The 26,442-nt window shown below is 70.1% G+C and carries 34 protein-coding genes and 1 pseudogene; 15 read left to right on the top strand and 20 right to left on the bottom strand.

Annotated elements, in window-relative coordinates; translation table 11 throughout:
* Positions 1-42: 42 nt before the first annotated feature.
* The 3 genes and pseudogenes from whiG to AOK23_RS11565 all read right to left on the bottom strand — a co-directional run.
* Positions 43-879 carry an RNA polymerase sigma factor WhiG gene (whiG, locus tag AOK23_RS11575; protein WP_055541821.1) on the bottom strand — a complete coding sequence of 279 codons (837 nt, stop codon included), beginning with the start codon at positions 877-879 and terminating at the stop codon, positions 43-45.
* A gap of 272 nt (positions 880-1,151) precedes the next feature.
* Positions 1,152-2,312, bottom strand: coding sequence for a DNA-processing protein DprA (gene dprA, locus AOK23_RS11570; protein ID WP_055712643.1), 1,161 nt, complete (start codon positions 2,310-2,312; stop codon positions 1,152-1,154).
* 34 nt (positions 2,313-2,346) lie between these two features.
* Positions 2,347-3,768, bottom strand: a pseudogene (locus AOK23_RS11565) (YifB family Mg chelatase-like AAA ATPase); the annotation flags it as partial.
* A 74-nt stretch (positions 3,769-3,842) separates the two neighbouring features.
* On the opposite strand from AOK23_RS11565, the gene AOK23_RS11560 reads away from it, so the two are divergent.
* From AOK23_RS11560 to AOK23_RS11515, 11 genes are all read left to right on the top strand, one after another.
* Positions 3,843-4,313, top strand: a complete 471-nt coding sequence (locus AOK23_RS11560) for a hypothetical protein (protein ID WP_055712641.1) — start codon at positions 3,843-3,845, stop codon at positions 4,311-4,313.
* On the top strand, positions 4,313-4,843 hold the full coding sequence (locus AOK23_RS11555; protein WP_055712640.1) for a hypothetical protein: 531 nt from the start codon (positions 4,313-4,315) through the stop codon (positions 4,841-4,843). Before AOK23_RS11560 ends, AOK23_RS11555 begins: the two co-directional genes overlap by 1 nt.
* Complete coding sequence (locus tag AOK23_RS11550) at positions 4,840-5,214, top strand: DUF6907 domain-containing protein (RefSeq protein WP_055712639.1); 375 nt, start codon at positions 4,840-4,842, stop codon at positions 5,212-5,214. Before AOK23_RS11555 ends, AOK23_RS11550 begins: the two co-directional genes overlap by 4 nt.
* A gap of 82 nt (positions 5,215-5,296) precedes the next feature.
* The gene (locus tag AOK23_RS11545; protein WP_055712638.1) at positions 5,297-5,500 is read left to right on the top strand and encodes a hypothetical protein; all 204 of its coding nucleotides are present in this window, start codon (positions 5,297-5,299) and stop codon (positions 5,498-5,500) included.
* Positions 5,497-6,495: a DUF2637 domain-containing protein gene (locus AOK23_RS44020; RefSeq protein ID WP_063791321.1), complete on the top strand. Its 999-nt coding sequence runs from the start codon at positions 5,497-5,499 to the stop codon at positions 6,493-6,495. The genes AOK23_RS11545 and AOK23_RS44020 overlap by 4 nt, the downstream gene beginning before the upstream one ends.
* Positions 6,492-6,653: a hypothetical protein gene (locus AOK23_RS48420; protein ID WP_169800292.1), complete on the top strand. Its 162-nt coding sequence runs from the start codon at positions 6,492-6,494 to the stop codon at positions 6,651-6,653. Before AOK23_RS44020 ends, AOK23_RS48420 begins: the two co-directional genes overlap by 4 nt.
* Positions 6,650-6,982, top strand: coding sequence for a hypothetical protein (locus AOK23_RS11535; protein ID WP_063791323.1), 333 nt, complete (start codon positions 6,650-6,652; stop codon positions 6,980-6,982). Before AOK23_RS48420 ends, AOK23_RS11535 begins: the two co-directional genes overlap by 4 nt.
* A 98-nt stretch (positions 6,983-7,080) precedes the next feature.
* Entirely contained in the window at positions 7,081-7,287 is a 207-nt protein-coding gene (locus tag AOK23_RS11530) for a hypothetical protein (RefSeq protein WP_055712636.1), read from the top strand.
* A complete protein-coding gene (locus AOK23_RS11525; protein WP_055712635.1) occupies positions 7,287-7,469 on the top strand; it encodes a DUF6257 family protein in 183 nt (60 codons plus the stop codon). The genes AOK23_RS11530 and AOK23_RS11525 overlap by 1 nt, the downstream gene beginning before the upstream one ends.
* A gap of 85 nt (positions 7,470-7,554) precedes the next feature.
* Entirely contained in the window at positions 7,555-9,612 is a 2,058-nt protein-coding gene (locus AOK23_RS11520; protein WP_055712634.1) for a cell division protein FtsK, read from the top strand.
* 151 nt (positions 9,613-9,763) lie between these two features.
* Positions 9,764-9,988, top strand: coding sequence for a hypothetical protein (locus AOK23_RS11515; RefSeq protein WP_055712633.1), 225 nt, complete (start codon positions 9,764-9,766; stop codon positions 9,986-9,988).
* A gap of 80 nt (positions 9,989-10,068) precedes the next feature.
* Here AOK23_RS11515 and AOK23_RS47785 read toward each other — a convergent pair whose 3' ends face one another.
* The 3 genes from AOK23_RS47785 to AOK23_RS11505 are packed head-to-tail and all read right to left on the bottom strand — an operon-like array spanning position 10,069 to position 10,681.
* On the bottom strand, positions 10,069-10,266 hold the full coding sequence (locus tag AOK23_RS47785; RefSeq protein WP_157878005.1) for a hypothetical protein: 198 nt from the start codon (positions 10,264-10,266) through the stop codon (positions 10,069-10,071).
* On the bottom strand, positions 10,263-10,460 hold the full coding sequence (locus AOK23_RS11510; RefSeq protein ID WP_055712632.1) for a hypothetical protein: 198 nt from the start codon (positions 10,458-10,460) through the stop codon (positions 10,263-10,265). Before AOK23_RS11510 ends, AOK23_RS47785 begins: the two co-directional genes overlap by 4 nt.
* Positions 10,457-10,681, bottom strand: a complete 225-nt coding sequence (locus AOK23_RS11505) for a hypothetical protein (protein ID WP_055712631.1) — start codon at positions 10,679-10,681, stop codon at positions 10,457-10,459. Before AOK23_RS11505 ends, AOK23_RS11510 begins: the two co-directional genes overlap by 4 nt.
* Before the next feature lie 208 nt (positions 10,682-10,889).
* Here AOK23_RS11505 and AOK23_RS11500 point away from each other — a divergent pair, with 208 nt between their 5' ends.
* The 3 genes from AOK23_RS11500 to AOK23_RS11490 are packed head-to-tail and all read left to right on the top strand — an operon-like array spanning position 10,890 to position 12,524.
* On the top strand, positions 10,890-11,150 hold the full coding sequence (locus AOK23_RS11500; RefSeq protein ID WP_055712630.1) for a hypothetical protein: 261 nt from the start codon (positions 10,890-10,892) through the stop codon (positions 11,148-11,150).
* Positions 11,122-11,649, top strand: a complete 528-nt coding sequence (locus AOK23_RS11495) for a DUF6879 family protein (protein WP_055712629.1) — start codon at positions 11,122-11,124, stop codon at positions 11,647-11,649. Before AOK23_RS11500 ends, AOK23_RS11495 begins: the two co-directional genes overlap by 29 nt.
* Before the next feature lie 23 nt (positions 11,650-11,672).
* Positions 11,673-12,524, top strand: coding sequence for a helix-turn-helix domain-containing protein (locus AOK23_RS11490; protein ID WP_055712628.1), 852 nt, complete (start codon positions 11,673-11,675; stop codon positions 12,522-12,524).
* Positions 12,525-12,599: 75 nt separating this feature from the next.
* On the opposite strand, the gene AOK23_RS11485 is transcribed toward AOK23_RS11490, so the two are convergent.
* Genes AOK23_RS11485 through AOK23_RS11470 form a run of 4 tightly spaced genes read right to left on the bottom strand, consistent with a single transcriptional unit; the run spans position 12,600 to position 18,005 of the window.
* Positions 12,600-12,842 (bottom strand): hypothetical protein, encoded by a 243-nt coding sequence (locus tag AOK23_RS11485; RefSeq protein WP_055712627.1) that lies wholly within the window; start codon positions 12,840-12,842, stop codon positions 12,600-12,602.
* Positions 12,839-13,144, bottom strand: a complete 306-nt coding sequence (locus AOK23_RS11480) for a hypothetical protein (RefSeq protein WP_055712626.1) — start codon at positions 13,142-13,144, stop codon at positions 12,839-12,841. The genes AOK23_RS11485 and AOK23_RS11480 overlap by 4 nt, the downstream gene beginning before the upstream one ends.
* Positions 13,141-17,784 (bottom strand): hypothetical protein, encoded by a 4,644-nt coding sequence (locus tag AOK23_RS11475; protein ID WP_055712625.1) that lies wholly within the window; start codon positions 17,782-17,784, stop codon positions 13,141-13,143. Before AOK23_RS11475 ends, AOK23_RS11480 begins: the two co-directional genes overlap by 4 nt.
* Entirely contained in the window at positions 17,784-18,005 is a 222-nt protein-coding gene (locus AOK23_RS11470; RefSeq protein WP_240496354.1) for a helix-turn-helix transcriptional regulator, read from the bottom strand. Before AOK23_RS11470 ends, AOK23_RS11475 begins: the two co-directional genes overlap by 1 nt.
* A 309-nt stretch (positions 18,006-18,314) precedes the next feature.
* Here AOK23_RS11470 and AOK23_RS44845 point away from each other — a divergent pair, with 309 nt between their 5' ends.
* Positions 18,315-18,824, top strand: coding sequence for a helix-turn-helix domain-containing protein (locus AOK23_RS44845; RefSeq protein WP_079049423.1), 510 nt, complete (start codon positions 18,315-18,317; stop codon positions 18,822-18,824).
* On the opposite strand, the gene AOK23_RS11465 is transcribed toward AOK23_RS44845, so the two are convergent.
* From AOK23_RS11465 to AOK23_RS11420, 10 genes are all read right to left on the bottom strand, one after another.
* Complete coding sequence (locus AOK23_RS11465; protein WP_063791320.1) at positions 18,767-19,810, bottom strand: site-specific integrase; 1,044 nt, start codon at positions 19,808-19,810, stop codon at positions 18,767-18,769. The two genes, AOK23_RS44845 and AOK23_RS11465, sit on opposite strands and share 58 nt — an antisense overlap.
* 997 nt (positions 19,811-20,807) lie before the next feature.
* Positions 20,808-21,296, bottom strand: a complete 489-nt coding sequence (locus AOK23_RS11455) for a hypothetical protein (RefSeq protein WP_055712622.1) — start codon at positions 21,294-21,296, stop codon at positions 20,808-20,810.
* A 47-nt stretch (positions 21,297-21,343) separates the two neighbouring features.
* Positions 21,344-21,535 carry a hypothetical protein gene (locus AOK23_RS11450; protein ID WP_055712621.1) on the bottom strand — a complete coding sequence of 64 codons (192 nt, stop codon included), beginning with the start codon at positions 21,533-21,535 and terminating at the stop codon, positions 21,344-21,346.
* Positions 21,532-21,837 carry a hypothetical protein gene (locus AOK23_RS11445; protein ID WP_055712620.1) on the bottom strand — a complete coding sequence of 102 codons (306 nt, stop codon included), beginning with the start codon at positions 21,835-21,837 and terminating at the stop codon, positions 21,532-21,534. Before AOK23_RS11445 ends, AOK23_RS11450 begins: the two co-directional genes overlap by 4 nt.
* Positions 21,834-22,229, bottom strand: a complete 396-nt coding sequence (locus AOK23_RS11440; RefSeq protein ID WP_055712619.1) for a hypothetical protein — start codon at positions 22,227-22,229, stop codon at positions 21,834-21,836. The genes AOK23_RS11445 and AOK23_RS11440 overlap by 4 nt, the downstream gene beginning before the upstream one ends.
* A 62-nt stretch (positions 22,230-22,291) precedes the next feature.
* Entirely contained in the window at positions 22,292-22,618 is a 327-nt protein-coding gene (locus AOK23_RS11435) for a hypothetical protein (protein ID WP_055712618.1), read from the bottom strand.
* 77 nt (positions 22,619-22,695) lie between these two features.
* Entirely contained in the window at positions 22,696-23,127 is a 432-nt protein-coding gene (locus AOK23_RS11430; RefSeq protein WP_055712617.1) for a hypothetical protein, read from the bottom strand.
* A gap of 65 nt (positions 23,128-23,192) precedes the next feature.
* Positions 23,193-23,348 (bottom strand): hypothetical protein, encoded by a 156-nt coding sequence (locus tag AOK23_RS47780; RefSeq protein ID WP_157878004.1) that lies wholly within the window; start codon positions 23,346-23,348, stop codon positions 23,193-23,195.
* Positions 23,345-23,725: a hypothetical protein gene (locus tag AOK23_RS11425; RefSeq protein ID WP_055712616.1), complete on the bottom strand. Its 381-nt coding sequence runs from the start codon at positions 23,723-23,725 to the stop codon at positions 23,345-23,347. Before AOK23_RS11425 ends, AOK23_RS47780 begins: the two co-directional genes overlap by 4 nt.
* Before the next feature lie 333 nt (positions 23,726-24,058).
* The gene (locus AOK23_RS11420) at positions 24,059-26,347 is read right to left on the bottom strand and encodes a YfjI family protein (RefSeq protein ID WP_157878003.1); all 2,289 of its coding nucleotides are present in this window, start codon (positions 26,345-26,347) and stop codon (positions 24,059-24,061) included.
* Between the last annotated feature and the right edge of the window lie 95 nt (positions 26,348-26,442).

Raw genomic sequence — 26,442 nt, 5'->3', positions numbered from 1 at the left:
CTCCCGGCCCCCGCTACCCCGGCGCCCCAGCGGCCCCGCGGCTCAACGGCCGAAACTCGCCAGCTTGGCCCGCAGCTGGAGCACCGACTTCGTGTGGATCTGGCTCACCCGGCTCTCCGTCACCCCGAGCACGTTGCCGATCTCGGCGAGGGTGAGCCCCTCGTAGTAGTACAGCGTGACGACGGTCTTCTCCCGCTCGGGCAGCGTGTTGATCGCCCGTGCCAGAAACCTCCGCAGCTCCCGGTCCTCCGCCACCTCGACCGGGTTGTCCGCGGCGGTGTCCTCCAGCGTGTCCATCAGGCTCAGCCGGTCACCGCCCTCGCCCCCGACATGCAGCAGCTCCTCCAGGGCCACCACGTTGGCCAGCGACAACTGGCTGAAGACGGAGTGGAGTTCGTCGACCGGGATACCCATCTCGGCGGCGACCTCCCCTTCGGACGGGGTGCGTCTGAGGCGGGACTCCAGGGTGGCGTAGGCCCGCTCCACGTTGCGCGCCTTCTGCCGCACGGAGCGCGGGATCCAGTCCAGCGCGCGCAGTTCGTCGATCATCGCGCCCCGGATCCGGGTGATCGCATACGTCTCGAACTTGATCTCCCGATCGATGTCGAACTTCTCGATCGCGTCGATGAGCCCGAAGACCCCGGAGGAGACGAAGTCCGCCTGCTCGACGTTGGCCGGCAGGCCGACGCTCACCCGGCCCGCGACGTACTTCACCAGGGGTGAGTAATGGAGGATCAGCTGCTCGCGCAGTCGTTCGTCGTTCGTCGTCTTGTACGTCCGCCACAGCTCGTCGAGTGTCGAGGGGGCGGGCGGGCGCACGGTGCCGCGAGCGGCGGACGGTACCGCCGCCCGGTCAGACCCGGAGGTGTGCTGGGGCATTCGTCGCCTTGTGCCGTTCTGCCGTGAACTGGGGGTGCCTGGGTGAGCTGTCGGTCTGATGTCGAGATGCCTGTCTGAGTCGGAATCCTCGTGAGCGTAGCGTGACTGGGGAGTCGCAGTGCGCGAAGGTCGAGGGATCACCCGCGCGCAGATACGTTCCGCTGGGAGCACCCCGAGGTCACGCCGGTCGCACTGCGTGACGGAGGCGCCGGGCCCAACTACCGGAAACCGCAAGGCTGTCGGCGTTCCCCCGGACGGCCGAACACGCACGGTCAACTTGGCCTCCGATCCGAAGAAACGGAGATCATCGCCTGGCGTGTCAACTTCCAGCTGTCGCCGTGTCGTTCGACGTAACCAAGTGCGCGGAGTTCGTACAGTCTCCCGACCGCGTCGTCCACGGTCGTTCCGGCGCCCCTGGCCACCGCGTCGACGGCCGCCGCGCCCCGCCCCGGCAGCGCGGCTAGGACCTGTCGCGCACCGGGTTCGAGCAGGTCACGCGGGAGGACCGGGCCCCGTTTGGCGGGCGCCAGCTCGCCCATGTCGCCGACAAGCTCGACGATCTCCGCGGCGTCCGACACGAGCACGGCGTCGCCGCGCAGCAGTTCGTGCACCCCCGCCGACAGGGCCGAGGTCGCCGGTCCGGGCACGCCCATCGTGAACCGCCCCAGCCGCTGCGCGGCCCGCGCGGTGACCAGGGCGCCGCTGCGGTGGGCCGCCTCGACGACCACGGTGCCTCTGGTGAGGGCGGCGATGACCCTGTTCCGCAGGATGAAGCGGCTCTGGGTGGGATGCTCCCCCGGCGGCAGTTCCCCCACCACGAGCCCCTGTTCGGCGATCCTGTTGATCAACTGGGCATGGCCCCGTGGATACGGCCGGTCCACCCCGCAGGCCAGCACGGCGACGGTGGCCCCGCCGACCCCGAGCACGCCCCGGTGAGCGGCACCGTCGACGCCGTAGGCGCCGCCGGACACCACCACCCAGCCGCGCTCGGCCAGCCCCGCCCCCAGGACGCCCGCCATGTGCGCCCCGTACTCCGTGCAGGCCCTGGCCCCGACGACGGCCACGGACCGCAGGGCCCACATCCGGGCATGGGCCGTCCCCCGCACCCAGAGCCCGACCGGCCTCCCGTCCCCCAGATCATCCAGTTGTCCGGGCCACTCCACGTCCCCGGGCACCAGAAACCTGACGCCGGCCGCTCGGGCCTGTGCGAGGTCTTCCTCCGGGTCGGCGCGTGCGGCGCGGGACCGCAGCCCCGCCCACCGCTTCTCCGACGCGCCCGGCAGCGGCCCACCACCCTCGGAAAGCCGCCGCGCGGTCTCTGCCGCTCCCAGTTCCCGTAGCCATCGCCCGGCGAGCTCGTCCCCGGGTTCGATGACACGGGCGAGGAAGGCCCGAGCGACCCGCTCGGCGTCCGAGTCGCCGCCACCAGTCATGGCCCACCCACCCGCGCGTCGCGGTGCTCCGGCTTCATACCAGGGCTCCGATCGCCATGGGCACTCCACGCGGAACGCCGGTGCGCAGTTGCAGAGCCAGGTTGACGTCCGCTGCATCGGGACGCTCGTGGCCGACGAGGTCCGAGATCGTCCAGGCGACCCGCAGAACCCGGTCCAGTCCCCGCGCCGTCAGGATGCCCCTCTCCAGGCTCCGCTCGGCCTCGTCCATGGCACCGGGCGCCGCATGCCACCTGCTGCGCAGCTCACGCCCGGGGATCTCGCTGTTCGTGCGCCACGGCGTGCCGGCCAGTCGCAGCGCGGCTCGTTCCCTGGCCGCGCGCACCCGGGCTGCCACCGTCGCCGTGGATTCGCCTCGGGCGCCTCGCTGGGTCAGCTCGGAACGGGTGACCCGGTCGATCTCGACACGCAGATCGACCCGGTCCAGCAGCGGCCCGGACAACCGGGCCTGATACCGGCGAATCGAGGCCGGCGGGCACTCGCACAGGTCGTCGGTCCGGGAGAAACGCCCGCACGGGCACGGATTGGCGGCAAGCACCATGAGGAACTTCGCCGGGAACCGGACGACCCCGGCACTGCGCGCGATCACGACGTGGCCGGCCTCCAATGGCTGGCGCAGGGCGTCCAGCGCCTGACTGCTGAACTCGGGAGTCTCATCGAGGAAGAGCACCCCTCGGTGGGCCAACGACACCGCGCCGGGCCGCGCGACGCCCTGGCCTCCCCCGACGAGGGCCTGCATCGTCGCCGAGTGGTGCGGCGCGCAGTAGGGCGCCGTATCGACCAGCGGCTTTCCCGCCGGCAGCAGCCCGGCGATCGAGTGGACAGCCGTGACCTCCAAGGACTCCTCCCGGCCCAGTTCCGGCAGGATGGCCGGCAGCCGCTCCGCGAGCATCGTCTTCCCTGCGCCCGGTGGGCCTTCCAGGAAGAGGTGGTGTCCACCCGCTGCCGCCACCTCGACCGCGGTCCGCGCCGCGAGCTGCCCGACGACATCTGCCAGGTCGTGGCCCTGGTCCTGCTGGGCGGCACCCGTGGTGTGCATACCGGTGGCGGCGCCCGTGCCTGGCATACGCAGCCCCGCCAGCAGGGGATCCGGACGTCCCTCGTCGGGCTCCTCGTCCGGCACGGGCTCATCGGCGAGCACGGCGATCAGTTGTCGCAAGGTGCGAACGCCCAGCACCGACACCCCGGGCACCAAGGATGCCTCCGCCGCGGAGCACTCCGGCACGACCACTTGTTCGTACCCGGCCTCTGCGGCGGCCAGGACAGCGGGCAGGATGCCCCGCACCGGGCGGACCCTCCCGTCGAGTCCCAGCTCACCGATCATCACGATGTCGGAGAGCACCCGTGGATCGATCCGCTCGGAGGCTCCGAGGACCGCGCAGGCGACCGCCAGGTCGAATGTTGAGCTGAGACGCTTCTCACGAAAGCGGCCCCCGGCGGTGTTACCAGCACCAGCCGAGGGCCTGACGGAACAGCCTGACGCAACAGGAGTCCGCTGTGATTCAGCTTCTCATGTCCCCTCGCACTGCCCGCACCGTGCGCGGCATCCTCGGCACGGTTGCCGACGCCGTCCGCTCCGTCGTCGCCCCCGCGACGCTCGTCGAGCAGACCGAAACGCCCGTCGTCGTCGAGGCCCCGGACCCGGCCGGCCTCTACACCGCCGACGAGATCCCCGCCGTCGAGACCATCGAGGCCGCCGCCCGCGAGTACGACCGCGCCGCCGACCAGGCCCGCCGCGCCGACCGCAGCAAGCGCGCCGCGAAGAAGGTCCTCGACAAGCTGCCCGCCGGTATCTACGGCACGTGGCGAATCTTCCGCACCCCGTCCTCCCGGCAGACCCCGGACCTCGCCGCCATCACCGCCACGTACAAGCGCCTCGGTCTCGGCCCCGTGCCGATGAAGGCATGCGCGCCCTCGCTGAAGGTCGAGCTGGTCGACGTCGTCCCGACCGCTGGCGAGGTTCTGGCGGGGGTGGCTGCCTGATGGAGAAGACCACCACGCCGGGCGCCCTGCCCCCGGCCCTCCCCGAGCCGAGCGGCCTCGACACCGCGATCCGTGTCGCGCAGCGCATGCTCGCCGACTACGGCAACACCAGCGGCTACGACATCTATGCCTACGCCCAGGCGCACGGCGGCCTCGCCGAGGCCCTGCGGATCCTGCTGCGCGCCCTCGACTCCGAGCCGGTTACCCGATCGGGGAAGCTGAACGACCTGGGAGAACGCTGCCCGGCCGCGCACCCCGAGGACCCCACCCCGTGCAGCGGCCCGCCCACCGTCACCGTCCTCGACGCCAAGAACGCCGGCGCGGACGGCTGCCAGCACCACGCCGCCCGCATGCTCGCCTCCCTCAACGGCGGACGCGTCTACGGCCTCCCCCACGCCACCCCCGGCACCGCCATCCGCGTCTTCAAGGCCGCCGCCAGCATCCGCCCCTTCTGCTGGGTCGACGGCCCCCGCACCCGCGACGAGCAGCTCTCCCGCGACGAAGTCCGTGCGAGGGGTGAGCAGCGGTGACCGAGCCCCGCACGATCACCGTGCACACCCTCGACCACGGCCCCGTCACCCTGCCCGAACCCGCCTGGTGCATCGGCCGCCACGAGGACGGCGGACACCGCGCCGACATCCTCCACCAGGGCCCGGACGTAGTCCTCGCCTTCCACGGCCAGCACATCACCGCCGCCAGCCTCGTCCAGTCCCCGTTCGCAGAGCACACCACCCCCGGTCTCGGGGGCCGTACGCCCGGCGTGTCCGTGTCCGCGATCGGCCGGACCCTCGACCCGGTCTCCGCGTACGAACTGGCGGCCCGCCTCGACGCGTACGCCGACCAACTGCGCGGCCTCGCCGACCAGCTCGCCACGGTCCTCGACGGGGGTGAGGTCCGATGACCGCCCTGACCGACGCCGAGCGCGCCGAACTGGCCCGCAAGGTCGCCGAGGCCAACCGGCGCACCCAGCAAAGGCCGCGCTGATGGCCGGCCGCTCCCGTATCGCCCGCCCGACCGAAATGGCCGCCCTCCGCGCGGTCGCCCGGTCGGCCCGGCGACTCCCTTCCGTCCCCGCCTTGATGGCCGCGCTGCTCGAAGCGAACGAGCGCCGTGACCGTGAAGGCGTCACCCTCGCCGCGCACCTCGTCGTGCGCGCCGCCGCCCCCACGGAGGTGGGCGAAGCATGAAGACCAACCCGTCACGGGCCCTCGCCATCGCGGCCGGCCTCGTCATCGTCGCGCTCACGGCCGCCGCGTTCTGGCTGTCGTACGCGCACCTCGCCGAGGTCGCCCTCGCCCACGGCATGGAGGACAAGGAGATCCGGGCGTGGGCCTGGCCCGCGACCCTGGATCTGTTCATCGTCGCTGGGGAACTGCTCATGCTCCGCGCCGCCCTCAAGGGCACCGTCGACCCATGGGCGATCGGCCTCACGGTCGTCGGCTCCGGCTCGTCGATCGCCCTGAACGTCGCCGGCGTCGGCCAGGCCGCCGAGCCGCTCGACTACGTGGTGGCCGCCGTTCCCCCGTCGGCCGCGCTCCTCGCGTTCGGCGCGCTCATGCGGCAGATCCATCAGGCCCTCGCGGGACGCGACCTGACGGACGTGTCCGGATCCGGACACGTCTCCCTGCCGGAGACCGAGCCCGAGGTGACCGCCGAGGTGACCGTGGAGCGCGTCGACGACGACCAGCCCCGCGCCCTCACCGAGGCCCCGGAGATCGTCCCCGCCGGTGTCCGCCTGCTTCCGATCGTGGCGCTCCCCGAGCCGAAGACGACGTACGTCTTCGACCACTCGCGGCAGAGCTGGATGCCGTCCGGGAGCACGAACGGATACATCGACTGGCCCACCCCCGAGGAGCCGGAGCCGGTCACCGACCCGTACGACGAGTGGTCACCCGCCCTCGACGACGAGGACCCGTTTGCAGATCACGCCGAGGCCGAGAAGGTGACCAGCGCGGTACCCGCTGACACCCCCCGCGAAGTGGTCACCCAGGTCATCGCCCTCACCCCGTCCGAGCTGCGGCGACGGGCCTCGAAGCTCAACCGTGAGCTGGTCGCCTCCACCGGACGGCAGGTGACCATCGACAAGCTTCGCGAGGAGTACGGGCTGAGCCGCCGTGAAGCGGCCGAGCTGCGGCGCGAAGTGGTCACCGCGACCCTGTTCACGGGGGAGGCCGGATCATGAAGCCGCTCGCTTACGGGGCCGTCCTCGCCCTGCTGGGGCTGCTCCTCGGGTTGCCGGTCACCGTGCCGTCCACGGTCGTCACGGCCGTGGTTGCCCAGCCGGTCATCCTGGCGTTCGCCGCCGGTCTCCTCGCCCGGCCGAGGAGGTGGTCGCGGTGACCGACCTCAACCCCGTGGAGAAGGCCGAGGCCGCGGTCCGCGCCGCCGAGACCGACACCGCGGCCGTGCAGCTGGCGCTCGCCGCGATGGAGCTGGCGAAGCTGGCCACCCAGCAGCAGGCGCAGGCGCCCGCACCCCAGTGCCAGCACGACCACCGCAAGGCCGGCCGCTCGACCGGCGAATGGATCGGCATCGCGTGCGCGGTGTGCGTTGGGGGCGTCGGCATCGCGTTCGCGTCCCTCGCCCTGGCGATCCTCGGCGGCGTCGGCGCGATCGTCGTCCTCGTCCTGCGGGACATGTGGCGCGACATGCAGCGCAAGGGCCGCTGACCTGCCCTTCCGTCCTCCGTCAACCGTGTCGATATGAGCACGGTTGCGGGGGCGCGGTGGGGCCGGAACAGCCGAGCCCACAACCCCCGGAGGAACCCGTGACCCGCCAGCAGCACATCGACCAGGCCACCACCGCCGCCAACCGGGCCGCCGCCCTCGCTGAGGAGACCGACAAGGCCGCCCACCACGCCGACCAGCGCGCCATCGTGTCCAACCTCGCTGCGGCGAGCACCGCCTGGGCGAACGCCGCCCGCGCGCACGCCGCCATCGCCGCCGTCATGGCCGAGACCAACGGGGAGAAGTGATGGCCGACAACCCCGACATCCGCTTCGCCGACTTCACCACGACGGAGAAGCTGCGGGTCGTCGCCCTGACCGCCCGCATGGCCAAGCGCGGCGCGGCCGGTGACGGCGTCGACATCAGCGACCTGAAGCGCAAGGTCGAGCGCATCGAGCGGCAGGCCGCCCGCCGCAAGACCAAGAAGTGACCACGCCTGGGGACGGCGTCCAGCCTCCACAGCAGCGCCGCCCCCAGGCCCCGAACGTCCCATCAGAACGACCGGAGAGACCATCGTGACGGACACCGTCGTATCCGCCAGCACCGACGCACCCGAGGCGCCCGCCGCCCCGGTGCCCGTCGACAACCCGAACCTGCCCAAGCCCGGCGTCACCGACGAGAAGCGCCGGCCGATCCTCCCCGCCTGGCTGAAGGACGGCACCGAATTCGGCACGGCCGCCCGTCACACCAGCAGCCGCCTCGGCTACGCCACCGCCTACCACGGGCTCCGCCTGCCCTGGTACGGCATCCAGTTGACCGTCATGGCCCCGCGCGGTGCCTGCCGCTTCGTCGCCGAGACGAACCGGTGGCTGTGGGACCGCGAGGCCGCACCGCTTCGCGGGCACGCCGTCCGTACCGAGGACGTCGAGGAGTACCTGCATCTGGCCCGGCTCCGCGGCAACCGCGTCCGACTTCGCGGCCTGGTCCTCGTCGTCGCCGCGGTGTTCGGCCTCGGCTTCGCCCTGTGGCTGTACGTGATGGCGCCCGCGTTCCTGTGGGCGTTCGCCGCTGGCGGGGTCATGACCCTCGGCTACTTCGGGCAGCAGCCCGATGCCCCCGTCATCGGGCCGGCCGTCATGCGCACCGAGTTGCAGAAGCTCACCGGCACGATCGTGCTGCGCGGCCTCGACTCCATCGGTAACCCGAAGATCTCCGCCGCGCTGAAGAAGGGCGGCGACATGGACGGCATGCGCTTCACCAGCGAAATCGTCCGCGACGGGCCCGGCTACCGCGCCGACCTCGACCTTCCCTACGGCGTCACGCCCGACGACATCATGGAGAAGCGCGAGCAGCTGGCGTCCGGCCTGCGCCGCAAGGTCGGCTGCGTATGGCCGTCCGGCGACGAGAACGAGCACGAGGGCCGCCTGGTGCTGTGGGTCGGCGACAAGCCGATGAACGAGACCACCAAGCCCGCATGGCCGCTGCTCAAGGACGGGCAGGTCGACCTCTTCCGCCCGGTCATCTTCGGCAACGACCAGCGGATGCGGTGGGTCGAGGTCACCCTCATGTTCGCCTCCATCGTCATCGGCTCCATCCCCCGCATGGGCAAGACGTTCCTGCTCAGGCTGCTGATGCTCATCGCCGCCCTCGACCCGCGCGCGTGGCTGCTGCCGTTCGACCTGAAGGGCACCGGCGACCTCCGCGCGCTCGAACCCGTCGCCCACCGCTACCGGGCCGGCGAGGAGGACGAGGACATCGAGTACATCCTCCACGCGCTCCGCGAGGTCAAGGAGGAGCTGCGCCGCCGGGCCAAGGTCATCAAGGGCCTGCCGCACGCCCGCTGCCCCGAATCGAAGGTCACCCCGGCCCTCGCGAACGACAAGAGCCTCGGCCTGCACCCCATCGTCATCGGCATCGACGAGTGCCAGGTCGTGTTTGAGCACGAGAAGCACGGCGCCGAGATTGAATCGATCTGCACCGACATCACCAAGCGCGGCCCGGCCCTCGGCATCATCGGCATGTTCGCCACCCAGCGGCCCGACTCGAAGTCGCTGCCCACCGGTATCTCCGCGAACGCCGTCCTGCGGTTCTGCCTGAAGGTGATGAACCACCAGGCCAACGACATGGTGCTCGGCACCGGGGCGTACAAGTCGGGGATCCGGGCGACCATGTTCAGCCGCCGCGACCTCGGCATCTGCTACCTGTCCGGCGAGGGCGACGACCCGCGCATCGTCGCCTCGGCGTTCGTCGACGCACCCAAGGCCGAGCAGATCGTGACGCGGGCGCGGAAGATGCGCGAGGAGTACGGCAACATCACCGGCCACGCCCTCGGCGAAGGCCCGTCCGCCACCGTCGGCATGGACGTCCTCGGCGACGTCCTGGCCGTCATGGGCCCGGAGGAGAAGGCCGTGTGGTGCGAGCGGCTCGCCGACCGGCTCGCCCAGCTCCGCCCCGACGTGTACGGCGAGTGGAAGGGCGAGAACGTCACCACCACCGTCAAGGCGTGGGGCATCAAGACCGACCAGGTATGGGGCACCACCGACGACGGCGAGGGCAAGAACCGGCGCGGCATCAAGCGGGCCGACGTGGTCGCCGCCGTCACCCGCCGCGAGGCCGACCGGCTCGCGGCCTGAGCCCCGAAACGGCCGCTAGACCTAGCACCCCGCCCCGCTAGGTCTAGCACCCCCACTAGCGCCCAATACGGCCCCTGAGCAGGTGTCTAGCGTCTAGCAGGGGCACCGCTGGAACCCCGGCAATCGGCCGGAATCGAGAGGGAGAGACTTGATGCTGATCGCTATGGCCGCGGCCGTCCTGTGGCTCGGCGGCTACGCCGTGCTCTGCGCCGTCCGCCCCTTCGCCCCGTGCCGCAGGTGCGGCGGCCTCGGCGAGATCGAGCACCGCGACAAGACCCGGATGTGCCCGCGCTGCCTCGGCAAGAAGCTCCGGCTCCGCGTCGGCCGCCGAGCCCACAACGCCTGGCGCCGCACCCACCAGGCCGGCGCCCGCTGAAGCACGACAACGGCCCCCGCCTCGATCGTCGAGGACGGGGGCCTTCGTCATGCCCGGCCTGGCGGCTCCGCCGGGGGTGCTCAGCCGCCAGGCCGGGGGCTCATACACGCCGGATGCGCGTACACGGTGACGCTCAGATCATGGGCCCCCCAGTAGCCGCGGGCTATCCCGGCGGGCACCCGCTCGTCGTCGAGGGGCAGGGAGCAGCGGAGGCAGCGGACACCGTCCCGTACCGGCCGCGACAGGGCCCACACCGTCGGCACCGTGGCCGCGCTCACGACTGCCCACCGAGCGGGACGAGGTCGAGGGCGTAGCGGCACGGCGCGCACGCGTACAGGCTGGGTGCGCCGGCCCCGGAACCCTGGTCCGCAGGGTCGCGTACCAGGCGCGCGGTGCGGGTGTAGCCCTGGTGCCACGCACACCACTGGAACGAGCTACCGGTCTCGGTGCTCTCGCGGGTCTCCACGGTCACCGCCTCTTCCGGGGGCGCGACGCGTGATGGCTCCGGATCTCGACGTTCAGATCCGACACCTTCGACATGTCTCCTCGCCCGCGGGCCTCGGCGCGCTGCTTCACGAGCGCGGCACACACCCCGCAGTCCTCGGGCGGCTGCGGATCGTCGAGGGGGAGGCCGAGAGTGATCGGCTGTTCCGCCGTGGTCTGTTGGGCCGGGCGGGTGGTAGAAGTTGTCATGTCGGCGCTCCTCGTAGCGTCGGCCACGCCTCGGGAGGCAGCCACCTCGCCGGGGCCTTGTCGTGTCTGCCGACGCTAGGAGCGCGTTGTGCACCACCTCCAGCAATGTGCACCGATGTACACGCGAGTACGAGGCGGCCTTGACCAGTCATCACCGTCACAGGACGGTGGTGTACATCGCTGAACACACCACGCGACGGAGGCGGCCGTGCACCTACAGTTCATCGGAATCGACCCCAACACTGGAGACGGCGAAAGCCCCACCGTGTGGGTCGACCAAGAGAAGAAGGAACTCGTACTCCAAGGCTGGAAGCCCGATCCCGAACTCGAAGCAACGTGTGCCGCGTTCGAGGTTCCCGGCCACGCCAAGGGAATCCCGGACCACGAGGCCGTCATCCGCATCCCCGCCAGGATGGTGGACATGATCAGGGAGGCGTGCGATGCCGTCGAGCGTGCCGACGTTCGATGAACTGCTCGGAGCGGCGCAACGCTCCGCCGTCCACCTGGAGATGCGCGACTCCTACGCCGTCGACTACGAGATGGGACCGTTCGCCGAATGGCGAGCAGGCTTCCGCCACGACCCAGCCGACCGGGCCTCCTGGTGGCGGCCATGGCTCGACCTCATCGAGGAGACCGTCGCCCGCGGGGTCGTCGTGCGCCGAGCCCGCATCGTCTCCGAACCCGTCAGCGAGTACACCCGCTTCCTGTACGACGGCACCTTCACCAACATCGCTGCGGGCGAGCAGGTGAGGTGGCTGCCCCGGCGCCAGGCATCCGATCTCGCTCTGCCCGGCAACGACTTCTGGCTGATCGACGACCGCCTGATCCGGTGGAACCACTTCACTGGTGAAGGCGCTTCCGGAGGCGGCGAGATCAGCGAGGATCCGGCCGCAGTGAAGCTGTGCGCCGAAGCCTTCGAGGCAGTGTGGGCACGCGCTGTCCCGCACGAGAAGTACACGATCAGCTAGCGCGAAGGTGACCAGGCCAGCTCATGCCCATCTCCCCGTCCTCATCGGCCCAGGCCGCCCGCGAAGCAGTCGCCGGGCGGCTGAAGGAACTCCGCGCCGACGCTGGGATCACCGGGTCTGAGCTGGCCGTGCGTTGCGGCTGGAGCCACCCGAAGACGTATCGGATCGAAGGCGCGCGCACGCCGCCCTCGGCCGACGACATCCGCAGATGGTGCGAGGCGTGCGGGGCGGCGGATCAGGCCGCCGACATCATCGCCCAGTCCCGCACCGCCGAGTCGATGTACATGGAATGGCGGCGCAAGGTCCGCACCGGCCTGAAGCAGCTACAGAACAGCTACGTGCCGCTGTACAAGGCGACGAAGCTGTTCCGGATCTACTCGCCCACCTTGGTCCCTGGCCTGCTTCAGACCGAGGGGTACGCGCTGGGGCTGCTGTCCTCGATCACCAGGTTCCGCGACATTCCCAACGATGTAGCAGAAGCCGTTGCCGCGCGGCTGGAACGCTCCCGCATCATCCACGAACCTGGGCACCGGTTCGCCATGGTCGTTGAAGAAGCAGTGCTCTACTACCAGTTGGGCGACAGTGACGCGATGGCCGCGCAACTCGGCTACCTGCTTACGGCCGGCGCGCTGCCGGCGGTCTCCTTGGGCATCATCCCCAGCGCGACACCGGACCGCCCTCTGTGGCCTCAGGAGACCTTCCACATGTACGACGAGGCGCTTGTCTCGGTGGAACTGTTGGCGGCCCGCGTCCAGGTCACGCAGCCCTCTGAGATCGCCCAGTATGCGAAGGCGTTCGAGCATCTGCGCGGTATGGCGGTGTACGGGGCGGAGGCGCGCGCCCTGGTCCTGCGAGCCATCGAGGCGCTTCGCTGAAGGGTCCGCAGTAGTGCGGACCCCTGGCGGTGGCCAGCGCGGTCGTTACGGCCGTGGAGGGGCGCGCTCCGACGCTCAGACCCAGGTGATGACCTCCGGGTGGTTCTTCGCCAGCATCTCGCACACCTCGGCGGCGAACCGGCGGGTCACCCGCGGCTCGGCCCACTGGTGCCCGGCATCGCACTTCACGAACGCCGCCGTCTCACTCGTATCCGACGTGTCCGCCGTCAGCTGCAACTCGTCGTCCCGCCCACACACGGGGCACTTGATGATGATGCCGGCCTTGAACATGGGCGGCATGGTGATGTCGGCGATCACGTCCCCGGCTCCTCTCCCCCGTGCACGTCCCGTAGCTCGTCGAGCCGCCCGTACAGGCTCGGGTCGATGTCGAAGGCATCCGCCAGCAGCTGCGCCCCGACATGGCGCGGCATTCCCGCTTCGAGCCACCGGTGCCCGGCGGGGCACGCCATGAACGAGGGCTCGTCGCTGTGGTCGTCGAGGTCGAGACCGATCAGCAGACGCTCCCGCTCCCCGCACTCGGGGCAGACGACTGGCTGTCCTGTGACGCCGATGGAGGGGCCGGGAAGGGGCCAGCGCAGGGCGGGCGGTTGGGTCGTCATGCGCGTGCCCTGTCGAAGTTCCGGAGGCCTTCCTTGATGTCGCCGATCAGCGTGTTGACGACCCGCTTCCGGTCGGCCGGGCTGGTCAAGTTGGCATCCCGGATCACGACGTCTCCGAAGGTCACGGTCAAACTGCCTCCGCTGCGGACCATGCTCCGGAACGCGGCGTGCTCCTCGGCCGTAAGGACAGCTTCCGGCTTCCCGGTCTTGTTGATGGCCATCGTCGCCCCCGGCTGAAGCAGGCCACCCGAATCGAACTTCGCGGCCGGCGCGAAACCCCACCGGCTGGTGAACAGGCTGTCCTTGTAGGAGCGGGCCCGCTTCCCGACGATGACACCGTCCCCGCCCCTGCTCTCGACGTTGACGCCTGCGATCGTGCCTGCGGTGTGGCCGACACCCGCGTTCGTGATACCGATCATGAACGGGGAGTTCAGGTTGCGGACCCATCCGGCGGGGCCGTTGTTCCCGACGAACGCGCCGGTCGCCCACCGGCGGTGCGGTCGCTGCCCACGGATCACGGACTCGATGGCGGACATGAACCCGGAGCAGTCCCACGAGGGGTTGCCGTTGCCGCCCCACTGGTACCGCTTGCCGTCCTGTGTGCGCGCCCACGACAACGCCTTCTGTACGCCGGGCCCGCCGACGGCTTTCTTGTCTTCCTTGGTGAACCAGCCCATCATTCCGTCGACTGCCTTGTTCGACAGGCCCCGCAGGAGGTTCCCGATGCCCGTGTTGGGGATGCGGGCGATGAGTGGGCGCACCAGGGACCGGAGTGCTTTCTGTGCGGCTTCTTTCAGCCCGCCGACGACGAGGTCTTTCGCCCAGGAGGCGGCGTCGCCGAGTTTGCCCAGCCCGGAGGTGATGTTGCCGACGATGCCGCCTTCGTCGAAGTGCTGCACCGGTCCCTGCTGACGGCGGCGCTCTTCCTGCCTGCTCGGGTTCCCCCCGGTCTGGGTGGGCCGGTCCTGGCCGAGCATCGCGTCGATGCCTCGGTGCCCGCCGAGTTGGGCGACCTGCTGCGTGGAGAGGATGCGTTCGCCGGGGGTGAGCATGGCGGGGACGGTGTCGCTGTTCCCGTGGCCGGGGACGACGCCGCCCTTGTTGAAGCCGAGCTTGATGGTGGGCAGCGTGATATTGGAGTTGATCTTTCCGGCGATGGCGTTCCACATGCGGCGGATTCCGCCGTTGTACACCTGGGAAACCACGTAGCGGACAGGGCTGGCGATCTTCCCCTTCACGCCGTCCCAGATCCGGCCCAGGCTGTCCCGCAGCGCCGTGAACGCGTCCCGCATCGCCGACTTGAAGGAACTGATCCGGTCGCGGATCGTGGAGAAGATCGACGTGATCTTGTCGCGGGCGCCGTTCCACAGCCCGTTCCACGCGTTCGACACCGTCGTCCGCAGGTTCGTCACGCTGTTGCGGACGGACTGCCACGCATTCGACATCGACGTCCGCAGCCCCGACCAGAAGTTGTTCCAGCGCTCCCGGATGCCCGACCACAAGTCGCGCCAGGTCTTGACGAGCCAGTCCTTCAGAACATTGAAGATCCGCTTCGTGTTCGTCCACAGCGACGTGAACCAGCGGACAATGTCCCGCACCAAATCCGGGATGATGCTGTGCCCGACCAGCACGTCATACAGCCACCGGAACTTGTCGACCACCCACTTCACGACCTCGGCGGCCTTCTCCGCGAACGTCGTCAGCCACTTCACGACGGTCGTGATGACCGGCACCACCGTGTTGATCGCACCAGCCAGCAGACCCGACATCAGGCCGGCCAGACGGACGATCAGCGGCAGCAGCGGCGTAATCACTTGCATCGCCAGGTTGATCAGCGCGGCGGCCATCTGCCCGAGGACCGGCACCAGCGGCGCAAACGCCTGGTACAGCGGCGTGAGGAGCGGCGCCAGTTGGCCGAGGAACTTCCCGAACGTCGCCACCGCCGGGATCAGCGCGGCAATCACCGGCTGAAGGCCCTTGACCAGGGCGCCGACGAGTGTCGTCACGATGTTCCCGACGACCGGCAGCACCGGCGCCAGCGCCTTCACCACCGTGCCGAGCAGGTCACCGATCGGCTTCAGCAGCGGCAGGACCATACGGACGACCCGCACGAGGATGTCACCGAGGTCGGACACCACCGGCAGCAGCGCGTCGATGATCGGGCCGAGGGCTTTGCCGAGGGTGTCGGCGAGGAGCACCAGGACGGGGGCGAACTTCCGGGCCAGCTCCGACACCACGGGGGCGAGCTTCGCCAGCAGCGGCAGGACGGCCTGGAGGACCGCGCCGAAGGTGATGGCGACGAGCTTTCCGATGTCGTTGAGGGCCTTGAAGATGCTCGTGAGGGCTTCTTGGATCTCCGGCATTGCGGTGATGCGCCGCAGTTCCTTGAACGTGGCGCCGAGCCCGCCGAGGACGTCGCCGGCGCCCTTGCTGGCGGCGCCCATGATGTTGCCGACGGTCCCGAAGACGTCCCCGAGGACCTTGCCGAACGCGACCGCCACGTCGAGGGCCTTGTTGATGGCCTTCTCCAGCGCCCCGGACTTGAACGCCTTATCGAGCTTGCCGCTGACGCGGGTGAAGGCGTTCCCGATCGCCGTCGAGACGCGCTTCATAGCGGGCGCGGCGGCGATGCCGAGCTTGACGAACATCTCCGAGAACTGGCCGGGGACCTTTTCGAGCGGCTTCATACCGGCCGTGAAGCCGTCGAACATGCGCTTCAACAGGCCCTGATTGGCGAGCCGCGTGAAGGTGTCCATCAGGCCGCGGCCCATGCGGTTGAGGACGTCGGCCATCCCCCCGAGCCCCGACCGCAGCGCCGGCAGCGAAGCCGTCGCCATGCGGGTGAACGACTCCCCGAGACCCCGGAATAGCCGGTCCTGGACTTCCATCCGCAGGGCCGAGAACGCCGGGCCCATGTCCCGTACGGCGGTGACGAAGCTCCGCGCGTTCGGCGACAGCTTCGCCATGGCCTCCGCGTACTTGTCGGTGGCCGCAGCGCCCCGCTCCGTCGCCGCAGTCACCGCGCGCTGCGCGTCAGCGAGGGACTCCTGCGCACTCCGTACCTGGCGGGCGGCGGCTATCTGCGCGTCGGCGACACCACGTTGCGCGTCGGCGAGGCGCTGCTGCGCGTCCCGTACCGCCTCGGCGCCGTCCTTGGCGACCTGCGCGGCCTCGACCTGCGCATCACGAACGTCCCGCGTGCGGTCCTTCACCGCGCGCTGTGAGCCGGCGAGCCTGTCCTGTGCGTCGCGGACGGTGTCGGAACCCTCGACGCCCGCCCGGTTCGCCTCGGCGGTCTCCTCGCGGAGCCGGGCCGTCTCCGTCTGCTGGTCACGCAGCCGCTGCACCGCGCGCTCGTAGTCGAGCTGGGCCTGCGCCAACTCCTCAGCGGTCGCCTTCGAGCCTTTGGCCTTGACCGCGGCAAGGTCCTTCTCCGCGTCCGTGACGTCGAGGACGGCCTGCCGCTCGTCCAGCTGCGCGCCGGCGAGGCGGCTGTTGAGGTCTTCGAGCTGCTCGGCCGCTTCCTTCCGAGCCTCGTTCAGGTCCTCTTGGGCCTGCTTGGCGTCCTTCTGTGCGTCGGCCAGGTCCCGCTCGGCATCGGCGACCCGGCGCAGTGCAGCCTTGCGGTCGGCGGCGGCCCGTACCTCGGCGTCACGGACGTCCTCGGCGGCGTCCTTCACCCGCGCTTGGGCGTCGGCGATCTGCCGGGCCGCGTCGGTCTCGGCCTCCTTCAGGGCGCGGGCGGCGCGGGCCACGTTGAGGTGCGCGGACTCCAAAGCGCGTGCAGCGCCAGCAACCTTGGCGCCGGTCTGGGTGCCTGCCTCGGACGCGGCTTTGAACGCTCCGCCGACCCCGCGCAGTCCGACGGCGAGAGCGGCGCCCATGGTGAGCAGCCCACCCAGCGCGGGAACGGCCACAGCGGCAGCAGGCCCCATCGAGACGATGGCCTGGCTGAGGGAGGCGACGGCGGGGAGAGCGGTGAGTGCGGCAGCGGCGAGGGCGGCGAACCGGGAGCCGAGCATGCCGACGCTGCCTGCCGCGCCCCCGGCGTTCGATGCGAGGTTGGTGAGGGCGCCGAGGCCCGACATGTTGGCGCGGACGTTGACGGTCCGGTCACGGGTGAGGAACCGCAGGCTGTTCGTGGCGGCCGTGGTGTCCGCGCGGGCCTGCACCGTCATGGTGCGCCGTCGGGTCAGGTTCGCCAGCGAGTCCGCGGCAACACGGGTGTCGACGTCGACACCAATCCGCACCTGACGGCGCTGAAGCAGATTGCGGATCTCCTGCGCAGCCACCCGAGTGTCGACCGAGGCGCGAACGTTGACCACGCGCTCGGCGGTGAGCCGGTCGAGCTGGGTCTGTACGCGGCGGTAGGCGGCGTCAGAGATCTTCGGCAGGACCGACACCTCGACGTCCTGCATCCTCAGCCGGGACAGGGCCGTCTTGTCGAGGTCGACGCGGACGTTCAGGACGCGGTCCGCGGTGATGCGGCCGATCTGGGCGAGCGCGGACCTGTCGTCGAGGACGACCTCGACGCCGACGGTGTTCTTCTTGTTCTTCAGCCGCTGCATCGCCCGGTCGTAGCCCGACTCGTCGGCCGTGACCTCGACAAAACCTTCGGCTATGCGAAAGGCGCCGGCCATCAGACGGTCACCGCCTGGCGGTCGTCGGCGAGGAGCACGTCGAGGCTGACGCCCACCGCGTCGGCGAGTGCGTCCGCGACGCTGAGCGGGGGCTGGGCCCGGCCGGTCTCGTAGTCGTAGACGACCCAAGGGGAACGCCCTGTACGGGCCGCGAGGTCAGCGACGGAGAGGCCGCAGCGGACGCGCTGAGCGCGCAGCAGCTGGCCGGAAAAGGAACGCACGATGGACCCCTGGCGGGCGTGAGGGCTGGCGGGAGCAGACGCACCGCGCGCGGGCCCGAGTGACCCGCCCGTCCTGCCCTGGCGTTCCCATCACGGTCTAGCGCTGGGCGGCCCCCATCTGGCCGTCCTGCTGTCGCCTGGCTCCGCCGCTCTGGCCCGTGGACATCGCGTCCGGGTGACCATCACGGTCATGGGTCTGGCTGCGGTTTCTCGGTCGTCCTACTTGGGAGGATACCCCAACGGCCCTACGATTCGTAGGCTAGAGGCGCATCACACCTTTGATTCGTTGCCTAGTGAAAGCTGTGGGACATGGCATCCACCACTTCCCCCCGCTGGTCACCGCTCCCGGCCGGCCTCGGCGCGGCACTGGTCGCCGCGCGGCTACGGGCGGGCCTGTCCCGCGAGGCTCTCGCGGAGGCCGCCATGACCTCGAAGGGGCTCGTGCAGGCCCTGGAGGAAGAAGTTCGTCCGCCGTCCGTCGAGGTGGCCGAGCGGATCTCGGCGACCCTACGGCTCGGCCCATGGGAAGACGCCGTGCTCCAGGCCGCGGCCGTCGAGGCCGACCGGCTCAGGAGCCGCAGAGGCGTGCGCCACGTTCACCGCAGAGGGCAGCCGGTGCCGTCGGAGGTTCGCGCCCGTATCGCGGGCGAGCGTGCGGCCGGCCGGAGTTGGCGGGCCATCGCCGCCGGGCTGAATGCGACGGGGACGCCGACCATGCAGGGCGGTTCGTGGTGGGCGTCCTCCGTGCGCAACGTCGCCGTCTACAGCCCCGTCCCGGCGACGGGGTTGTCCTCCCACCGGTCGGAGTCTTCGAGATAGCCGAGCAGGGCCTTGCTGCCGTCGGCCCATCCGCCATGCCGGCCGATCCGTACGAGGTCGTGACCGGCCTTGCGGGCGGCGGTGGCGAATCCGCGGCGCAGACTGTGGCCGGTCCACTGGCCTTCGAGGCCGGCCGCTGCGGCGGTCCGCTCGACGATCTGGGCAACGGCCTGCGCGGTGAGCCGACCGGACGGGTCACCGATCGGTACGCCGCGGCGGTACATCGGCGGCGCGATACGGCCGTGACGGTCGATCCGGACGAACAGCGGGCCCTCAGTCCGGCCCACTTCCGCCAGGGCCTCCCGCAGGGCACGGACGGCGCGCACCGGGCAGGTGGCGAGGTTGCTGCCATACGGCACGGCGGTGTCGCTGAACGCCTTGATCTTCTTGCGATAGAGCGAGGCTTCGATGCCGTGCTCGGACTCGGGGACGTCGGCCAGGTCGAGGGCGACCAGCTCCGAGACGCGGGCGGCCGTGGCATACCCGAGCAGCAGAAGGGCGGCGTCCCGCTTCCCGATCAGCGTGTCCCGGTCGAGGGTGGCCAGCATGGCGCGGAGCGCGGTCGGCACGGCTGGCTGCGCGCGGCGAGGCTTGGCGGCGGGGTCCTTGGCGAGGGCGAGCCGGTCGCGGTAGCCGCGCAGGATGATGCGGGCCCCCTTGGTCGACGGCGGCGGGACGTTCGCGGCGGAGTGTGCGGTGCGGATGGCGGCGACGGCCCGCTCGATGCTGCTGGGCGAGTACGGCCGCCCGGTCCGGGGGCGCGGGATGGTCGTCAGCGCGGCGACGTACTCGACGACCGCCTCGGGAGTGGCGGGCAGCGGGGTATGTCCATTGCTGGCGCACCAGGCGGTGAACTCGGTCCAGTCGGCGGAGTAGGCGCGCCGTGTTGAGTCGGCGGTGCCGGCGGCGAGGGCTTCGCGTGCGGCACCGGAGAGCGCGGGGCTCTCGTTAGAGACGACGGCCGCAAGGCTGTTGTCGTCTGTCATCCGTTGAAAGCTCACCCGTTGAAAGATCTGGCCGCCGGAAGCGGCGGTCGCAAGGCTGTTGCCGGATGCATCTACCCCTGAACTCTGGCTCATAAGAAGGAAGATTATCTCTAGTCAGGACTGCGAGGACTCGACTCCGGGACCCCGTCACGCAGTTGTTACGGCTACGCGTGACAGACGCCTCCTGCCCGAGTAGCGTTACGGCTATGAGTGAGGAACAGTCTCCGGCCGTCTGCCCAATGTGCGACGCCGAGTTCACCGGCTCCGGCTTTCTCGTCGAGGGCAGTCGATCCAAGGGGCGCCGGCGGTGGGGCGTACGGGAGTTGATCTGTGAGCCCTGCTTCCGGCGCGGCTGGCTCACCATGGACGGCCGATCCGTGACGGCCGCCGCGACAACCCGCCAGCGCCCGCACTTCGAGTGGTACCGCCTCGTCGGCCGGGGCGCCGAGCAGCCGCCAGCGCCGTGCGCGGCGTGCGGGCGTCTGGTCGTCCGGGCCAGCGACCCGCTACTGAAGCGGGTGACGTGCTCGCATTCCTGCTCTACGTCCCTCACGCGTAAACGTAACGGCGGGAAGGGGAGCGGCCAGCCGTGCGAGTCGTGCGGCGAGCCAGTGACGACCGGGCGGGCGGACTCCCGGTACTGCTCGCCCGCTTGTCGTCAGAAGTCGTACCGGCGGCGAAAGTCTCACGCGTAGCCGTAACGCGACGGTGCCCGGCCACCGAGCTGGCGACCGGGCACAATTCCGCAGATGATGAATTCAGGCGGCCTCCGGCCCGTCACCTCCACGGGCACGAATCGCATACCAATCCGCGGTCTGCATCCCGCGAGGCTTCGCCGACTTCCGTGGTGCCGTCATCCGCTCGACGATCAGGTCCGCCGTCGGGGTCACGTCCTCGATCACCTCCTCGGGCTCCGGCTGGCCCAGGGCACGGGCCGCGTGCCGCTCCGCAGGAGTGGCCCTCCTGGTCCTCGTCTTCCGCTCCACTGCTGCTCCCCTCAGCCCAGCTCGGGCACGGCCGGCAGGTTCGTCAACGCGTCCGCGATCACCCGCAGACGCGCCACCGTCGGCGACGTGGACCGCTCGTTGGCCTTGAAGCCGACGCCGCCGGGGTTGTCGGCCTGAAGGGCGTGGTCGGCGAGCAACTGAAGTGCAGCCTGCGCCTCACCGATCGCGCGAACGAACTTGGCCGTCGCGTACGCGTAGTTCTCCTCGTGGTGCTGCCGGTCGGCCCGGCTCGTCGACGCGGCCCTGTCGTACAGGTCGTGCACCGCCGTACGCACCGTGTCGGCTGCGGCCCGCTGCGCGTCGAGGTCGTGGGGCTTCTTCTCGCGGGTGGTGGCCGCGGCCTTGACCGCCTTCTCTACGGCCTCCACCGCGGCGAGGGTCTTGGGCGGGACCGTGCTGCGGTCGAGGGGGAGGACGAAGTGGTGCGCCCGGTCGCCGGGGATGACGGCCTGGAAGGCGGATCCGTTGAAGTCGGTCACGGTGTCTCCTGCTCTCGTTGGTACGGGGGTGCGGGTTGGCTGGTGGGTCATGCGCCGGATGCGGCCCACGACGTGTTCTCGACGGCCTCGGCGACGCGGGCCAACTTGGCGGCGTGCCTGCGGGCAAGCCCCGCGCGGCGGGCGGCGGCCAGCTCGGCGCGACGCCGCTTCTCCTGCTCGACCTTGCGCTTGGCCGCGGCGATCCGGGCGGCTATCTGTTCCTCGACGTGGCTGGTCACGACGCTTCACCCCGTAGTTCGGCCTCCGCGCGCGCGTTCCGGGCCTGCGCCGCGGCCAACGCCTCGGCGTACTCCCGCCGCCATTTGGCGGCCTCCGCCGGCGTCGCTACCCGGTGCTCGTCCAGCGGCGGCGCCGGCATCCCCAACCGCTGCTTCGCCTTGACGGCGAGCCGGTAGATCTCCGGCAACTCGACCGTGCCGAGACCGCAGGCCGGGCCGTGATGCACGCACATCGGCGGGTCGGTGGACTTCGGCGCAACCTCTTCCAGTCGTGCCAGCCGGGCTCCGAGACGACGGTTCATGCGACGGTCCTTCCATCCGGGTTGACTTCGAGGGCGGCCTCCAGGGCCGAGATCCGCTCGGAAAGCTCCAGGTGTTCCGTGAGCGAGGGCAGGCTGCCCAACAGCACGGACGCGGCCCGCACGCGGACGTTCGGGGAGTCGTCGGCGAGGGCGGCGTGCAAGGTGGCGATGGCGTCGCGGCTGGCGGCGGCGAGCGCCCGCACGGCCTCGTCGAGCAGTGCCCGTCGGGCCGCGTCCACCTCGGACTTGAAGTCGGGCTGTTCGGCCCACCGTCGGATGGTGCGCCCGGACACGCCGACCGTTTCGCCGACCTTGTCACTGTTCGTGCCGCGCGCGAGCAGGATGACGGCCTGGGCCTTCGCGTCGAGTTCCGTCAGGCCATTTCTGGTCATGGGCGGTCACCTATCTGTCAGGTCGGGCCCGGCCGCCGTGTGGACGACCGGGCCGAGTGCGGTCAGACGAACATGACGAGCTGCTCGCCGCGGCCGGTGAAGACCGTGGCCTTCCTCGTCGGTGCGGGCTCGGACTCGGGGACGTCGAGCCGGTTGGTGAGCGTGCGGATCTCGGCGCGGATCTTGTCGGCCTTCTCCGCTCGGAATGCCACGAAGCAGCACGGCTCACAGCCTGTTGTGATGCCGCGCCGCCAACTGCGGTGCTCGGTGCAGAGGACGTTCAGCTCGGGGTGGGAGCCGGGCGCCTTGAGCGTCCAGACCTTCAGGTCGCCGCGGAGGTCGCGGAGTTCTTCGCGGATCTTCTTCTTCTCGTCGCGGGTGATGGTCACCGGTTCTCCTTCGGTGTGATCCTGGTGGTGGTGGCCGCGCCCAACTCGGATAGGCGCGGCCACCGATGCGTGCGGGGTCAGGCGGTGGACGGGGTCGAGAGTTCGGCGTGCCGCGCTGCTGTGGAGTCGGAGAGTTCGGCGAGCAGCCGGTAGACGTTGCCGTCGTTCGGACGGGCGAGGTGACCGGCACGCATGTGGACGAGGGCGCTGACCTCGCTCAGGGCGCCGGAGACGGAGAAGCCGCCAGGGCTTCGGGTGCAGCCCTTGAAGGTGCCGTTGTCCAGCTGCGCGAGCCGCTTGCGGGTGTTCTTGGCGCGCAGGAGGTGGCCCTTCCAGTAGTCGCTGTTCTCGTCGCCGGTCTCGGCGAAGGGGGTGGCGCGCTTGATCTCGTCGGTGAGGTCGGCGCGCATGCCGGGGTAGGCGGTGTTCCAGAGGTCGGCGATGTAGGTGGCGGTGGCTTCGTCGATCCAGTGGTTGAGGTTGCGGATGTCGGTGCTGGTGATGGTCACGGTGCTTCTCCTTCGGTTGGGTTGGTCGGCCGCCGGTCGGCGGTCGGAAGTCAGTGGCGGGTGTTTCATCTGAAACAGTCGGGCTCGTCGTCCTGGTCGTGGTCCTCGTCGAGGAGCTGCTCGTCGTCGGCGCCGTACGGGCCGAACGGACCGGTCTGGCCCGGACCCTTGGCGCCGACCTGGGGAGCGCCGCCCTTCTGGCGGTACGGGAGCGGGATCACGGCTTCGCCTCAGACTCAGCGGTATTTCCCCGTGCGGGCGGCATGTTGAAGAACATCCGGTAGTCGGCCTCGGCCGCCTCCAGTTCGCTGGCCGTCGCGCCGTGGTGCCGCGCCCGAACCGCGTCGAGGACGTCTTCGAGGGTCGGTGCGCCGTGGACTGCCAAGTCCCACATGCGGATCAGGTTGTGCTCGTCTGTATCGAGCGACTCCGCTTCGAAGTTGTGGAGGTTCTGCCGGGTGAGGGTCGTCCACCTGATGCCGTCGTCGTTCTCGACGGCTGCCCAGCCGGGCATGAGCGAGAAAGTGACGCCTTCCTCGTCGTTGAACAGCACCCACACCGGGCGGGGTGCGGGGTAGAAGTCGATGTCCTTGGGCATGGGGGTCTCCGTTCGGATCGGGTTTCGGCAGTGTGTGCGCTCGCCTCGACTCTCAGTGCAGTCATGCAGTCATGCAGTCGTGCAGTCATTGACTGCATCCCTTTTTCACCGTCCCTCGCGGTACGCGTAACCACTACTGGGGCAATTTGTCCGCATATGTAACCTGTATGGAATCCCGAGTGTGACGCTCCGTGTTCTCCGGTTACTCGGATTCCTGGATTCATGACTGCACTGGCCGACGCGATGACTGCACGACTGCACGACTGCATCGGAGCAACTTGTTTGAACAAGTTCGAGTGTGAAGGGCGAGCCGGCGCCCACCCGCCGGGAGCGCTAGACAACCGAGAACACCCCATCGCCGTCGATGCTGACGATGCCCGAATCGGATGCGTACCGGGCGACCGCAGGCCACACCGGCGCGTCCGCCCCCGTCTCCTGGTATGCCCTGCGGTCGGCGCCTGTGATCAGGCCGCGCTGAGCGTCGCTGGAACGCATCGGACCCTTGGCCTGAAGCTTCCGAGCGAGCTTGCGTGCCAGCCGAACAACGACAGGATTCGCACCGGTCTCCACTTCGATCTCCGCCGCCTTCACGGCCCGGCTCGTTGCCACCGCGTCCGCCCTGCGCGCCTCCGCTGCCTGTCGTACCTTCGTCTCGGCGAGCGCCTCGATCATGGACCGCACAGCGGCGGACACGCCCCACAGGTCGTTCGCCATCTCCCAGTGGAGTCGGCGGACGGCCGTCTCCCCGTGAAGGAGCGCGAACACTGCTGCGGTCTTGGCGAGTTGAAGCGGCCGGTGCTTGTCGAGCGGGTGCACGGTCGTTTCCCGCGACTCGCCGTCCGCGATCATCCGGGCGATCTCACGCTGCGCCGCGACGGGCAGCCGGATCACCACGTCGCGGAGGTTCTCGGCGAACTTGGCGACCGTCATTCCGTTGGTTCCCGGCGCGATCAACTCGGCGACGTGCACAAAGTTTTGCTGCCTGTCGTCGCCGTAGTCGTCCCAGTCCGCATCCGTGATCTCGGTCCGGTCACGGGTCGCCTCGATCTCTTCCTCGGACCGGTAGGCGAGCGTGAACAGAGTCCGCTGCGGCAGGCCGATGCTGCCCGTAGCGAGCAGTTCGGCCGCCGGTTCCGGCTGGAAGGTTGCGAACATCGACATGGTGTAGCTGTCCGCATCGAGACTCCGCCGCAGTTCCTCGGTGGCGTTGGACTGCCGGTGTTCCTCCCCAATCCAGCACTTGCACAGGGTTCCGGGGATGTCGGCGCCGTGCTTCGACTGGATCGCCGCCATCATCGTCGACCCTTCGTCTTCGGTGGCGTACGCGCGGGTGGCGACCTGCGTGAGTCGCTTCTCCTGCGGCTTCCCCTTCGCGTCGGCTTCTTCGTCGAAGTCCGGGTGCCCGAGCTGCACTTCCTTCTTCGCGAGGAAGGCGGCGGTGATGCCCCGACCGGTGCTGATGCCGATCGACACGAAGTCCTCGCCGAGGGTCTTGTAGTCGAACGGGACCAGCTTCCTGCCGGTCTTGTCGCCGCGGCCCTTCCCGGACCCTGATTCGCCGACGCCCGCGCCAAAGACGCTCAAGGTGGCAGGGTCACCGGCGCCGGTGGCTACGCGGACGGTTGGACCGCACAGCGCGGCGATACGGGTGAGGACGATGACCATGAGCATTTCCGGCGAGTTGTGCCGTCGGCGGGCTGCCTCACGGATGGCGGTGAGCTGCGTGCTCTTGCTCCAGAACGTTTCGGGAAGCCGCATGTTGGGCGACTCGGACAGCGTCGCCAGCCCCTGGGTGGGCTCCGGCTTCCGCGTGCTGTCGTCGGCGCTGTGGTGGCGTACGGCGTTGAGGCCGGCATCTGTCGGGCCGCGCTGCGCAAGGTAGTCGTTGAAGGTGGCGGGTGCAGCTGATGGTGCTTCCACGGGCACCAGGTCTTCGAGGGTTCCGCCGGCCGCGACGTGGTCGGTGATGTCCTTCGCTCGGTCGGAGACGAGAACGCGGTAGCCGATCCCGTGCCGGTCGAGGGACGCCGCGACAGTCTCGGCGTGTGCCAATCCGGACTCATCGTTGTCGGCGATGACAATGACCTCGACCGCGCCCTTCAGCGACTGGGTGTAGTCATCGCTCCATCCCATGCCGCTACCGCCGGGCATCGTGGTCGCAGTGATGCCCATTGCGGCGAGGGTCTCGACGTCCTTCTCGCCCTCGGCGACGGCGACGATCTCACCGGCCTGCGCGGCCTTGATGACGCCCGGCAGTCGGTAGAGGACACGGCGGATACCGGACGTGCCGTAGTAGCCGTCCGCGCTGATCTGCTGGAAGGTCTTCTTCTGGCCTGGGATCTCGATCCGGACGACCTCGAAGAGGAGTACGCCGTCTTCGTCGCAGTACGGGTAGCTGGCGGTCTCGCCACGAAGGGGCCTCTTGGCCTTTGTGCGCGCCCGTGGGGTCTTCGGCCGGGAAGGCTTCGGCCGTGGCCGGGGCAGCGCCGTGGACGGCCCTTGGCCGCGCTCACGTGGCTCGTCGTACAGATCTGCCGCAGTCCATCCGATCGCGGTCAGGTACTGGTCGTCGCCGTCGCACTTGTGGCAGTGGATGTCGACCTTGCCGTCGCCGCGCCGCACGGACACGGTGTCGGGGCTGTCGCCGTCGTGGCACAGGCCGCGGGTGCGGAAGCTGTCGCCGCGGTCCATGCGGGGCGGCTCGCCGAGGTCGCGCA

Source organism: Streptomyces torulosus, from assembly GCF_001419765.1.
Classification (GTDB): domain Bacteria; phylum Actinomycetota; class Actinomycetes; order Streptomycetales; family Streptomycetaceae; genus Streptomyces; species Streptomyces torulosus.
Note: the sequence above shows the minus strand (reverse complement) of the source record. Positions and strands in the feature narration are given on the sequence as shown.

Excerpts from the sequence above, each read along its gene's own strand:
- AOK23_RS11445 (WP_055712620.1), bottom strand. The coding sequence starts at position 21,837 with ATGAACCGTCGTCTCGGAGCCCGGCTGGCACGACTGGAAGAGGTTGCG.
- AOK23_RS11505 (WP_055712631.1), bottom strand. The coding sequence starts at position 10,681 with ATGACAACTTCTACCACCCGCCCGGCCCAACAGACCACGGCGGAACAG.
- AOK23_RS44020 (WP_063791321.1), top strand. The coding sequence starts at position 5,497 with ATGAAGACCAACCCGTCACGGGCCCTCGCCATCGCGGCCGGCCTCGTC.
- AOK23_RS11475 (WP_055712625.1), bottom strand. The coding sequence starts at position 17,784 with ATGGCCGGCGCCTTTCGCATAGCCGAAGGTTTTGTCGAGGTCACGGCC.
- AOK23_RS11425 (WP_055712616.1), bottom strand. The coding sequence starts at position 23,725 with ATGCCCAAGGACATCGACTTCTACCCCGCACCCCGCCCGGTGTGGGTG.
- AOK23_RS44845 (WP_079049423.1), top strand. The coding sequence starts at position 18,315 with ATGGCATCCACCACTTCCCCCCGCTGGTCACCGCTCCCGGCCGGCCTC.
- AOK23_RS11545 (WP_055712638.1), top strand. The coding sequence starts at position 5,297 with ATGGCCGGCCGCTCCCGTATCGCCCGCCCGACCGAAATGGCCGCCCTC.
- AOK23_RS11525 (WP_055712635.1), top strand. The coding sequence starts at position 7,287 with ATGGCCGACAACCCCGACATCCGCTTCGCCGACTTCACCACGACGGAG.
- AOK23_RS11490 (WP_055712628.1), top strand. The coding sequence starts at position 11,673 with ATGCCCATCTCCCCGTCCTCATCGGCCCAGGCCGCCCGCGAAGCAGTC.
- AOK23_RS48420 (WP_169800292.1), top strand. The coding sequence starts at position 6,492 with ATGAAGCCGCTCGCTTACGGGGCCGTCCTCGCCCTGCTGGGGCTGCTC.
- dprA (WP_055712643.1), bottom strand. The coding sequence starts at position 2,312 with ATGACTGGTGGCGGCGACTCGGACGCCGAGCGGGTCGCTCGGGCCTTC.
- whiG (WP_055541821.1), bottom strand. The coding sequence starts at position 879 with ATGCCCCAGCACACCTCCGGGTCTGACCGGGCGGCGGTACCGTCCGCC.
- AOK23_RS11515 (WP_055712633.1), top strand. The coding sequence starts at position 9,764 with ATGCTGATCGCTATGGCCGCGGCCGTCCTGTGGCTCGGCGGCTACGCC.
- AOK23_RS11495 (WP_055712629.1), top strand. The coding sequence starts at position 11,122 with ATGCCGTCGAGCGTGCCGACGTTCGATGAACTGCTCGGAGCGGCGCAA.
- AOK23_RS11560 (WP_055712641.1), top strand. The coding sequence starts at position 3,843 with ATGTCCCCTCGCACTGCCCGCACCGTGCGCGGCATCCTCGGCACGGTT.
- AOK23_RS11440 (WP_055712619.1), bottom strand. The coding sequence starts at position 22,229 with ATGACCAGAAATGGCCTGACGGAACTCGACGCGAAGGCCCAGGCCGTC.
- AOK23_RS11555 (WP_055712640.1), top strand. The coding sequence starts at position 4,313 with ATGGAGAAGACCACCACGCCGGGCGCCCTGCCCCCGGCCCTCCCCGAG.
- AOK23_RS11480 (WP_055712626.1), bottom strand. The coding sequence starts at position 13,144 with ATGACGACCCAACCGCCCGCCCTGCGCTGGCCCCTTCCCGGCCCCTCC.
- AOK23_RS11465 (WP_063791320.1), bottom strand. The coding sequence starts at position 19,810 with ATGACAGACGACAACAGCCTTGCGGCCGTCGTCTCTAACGAGAGCCCC.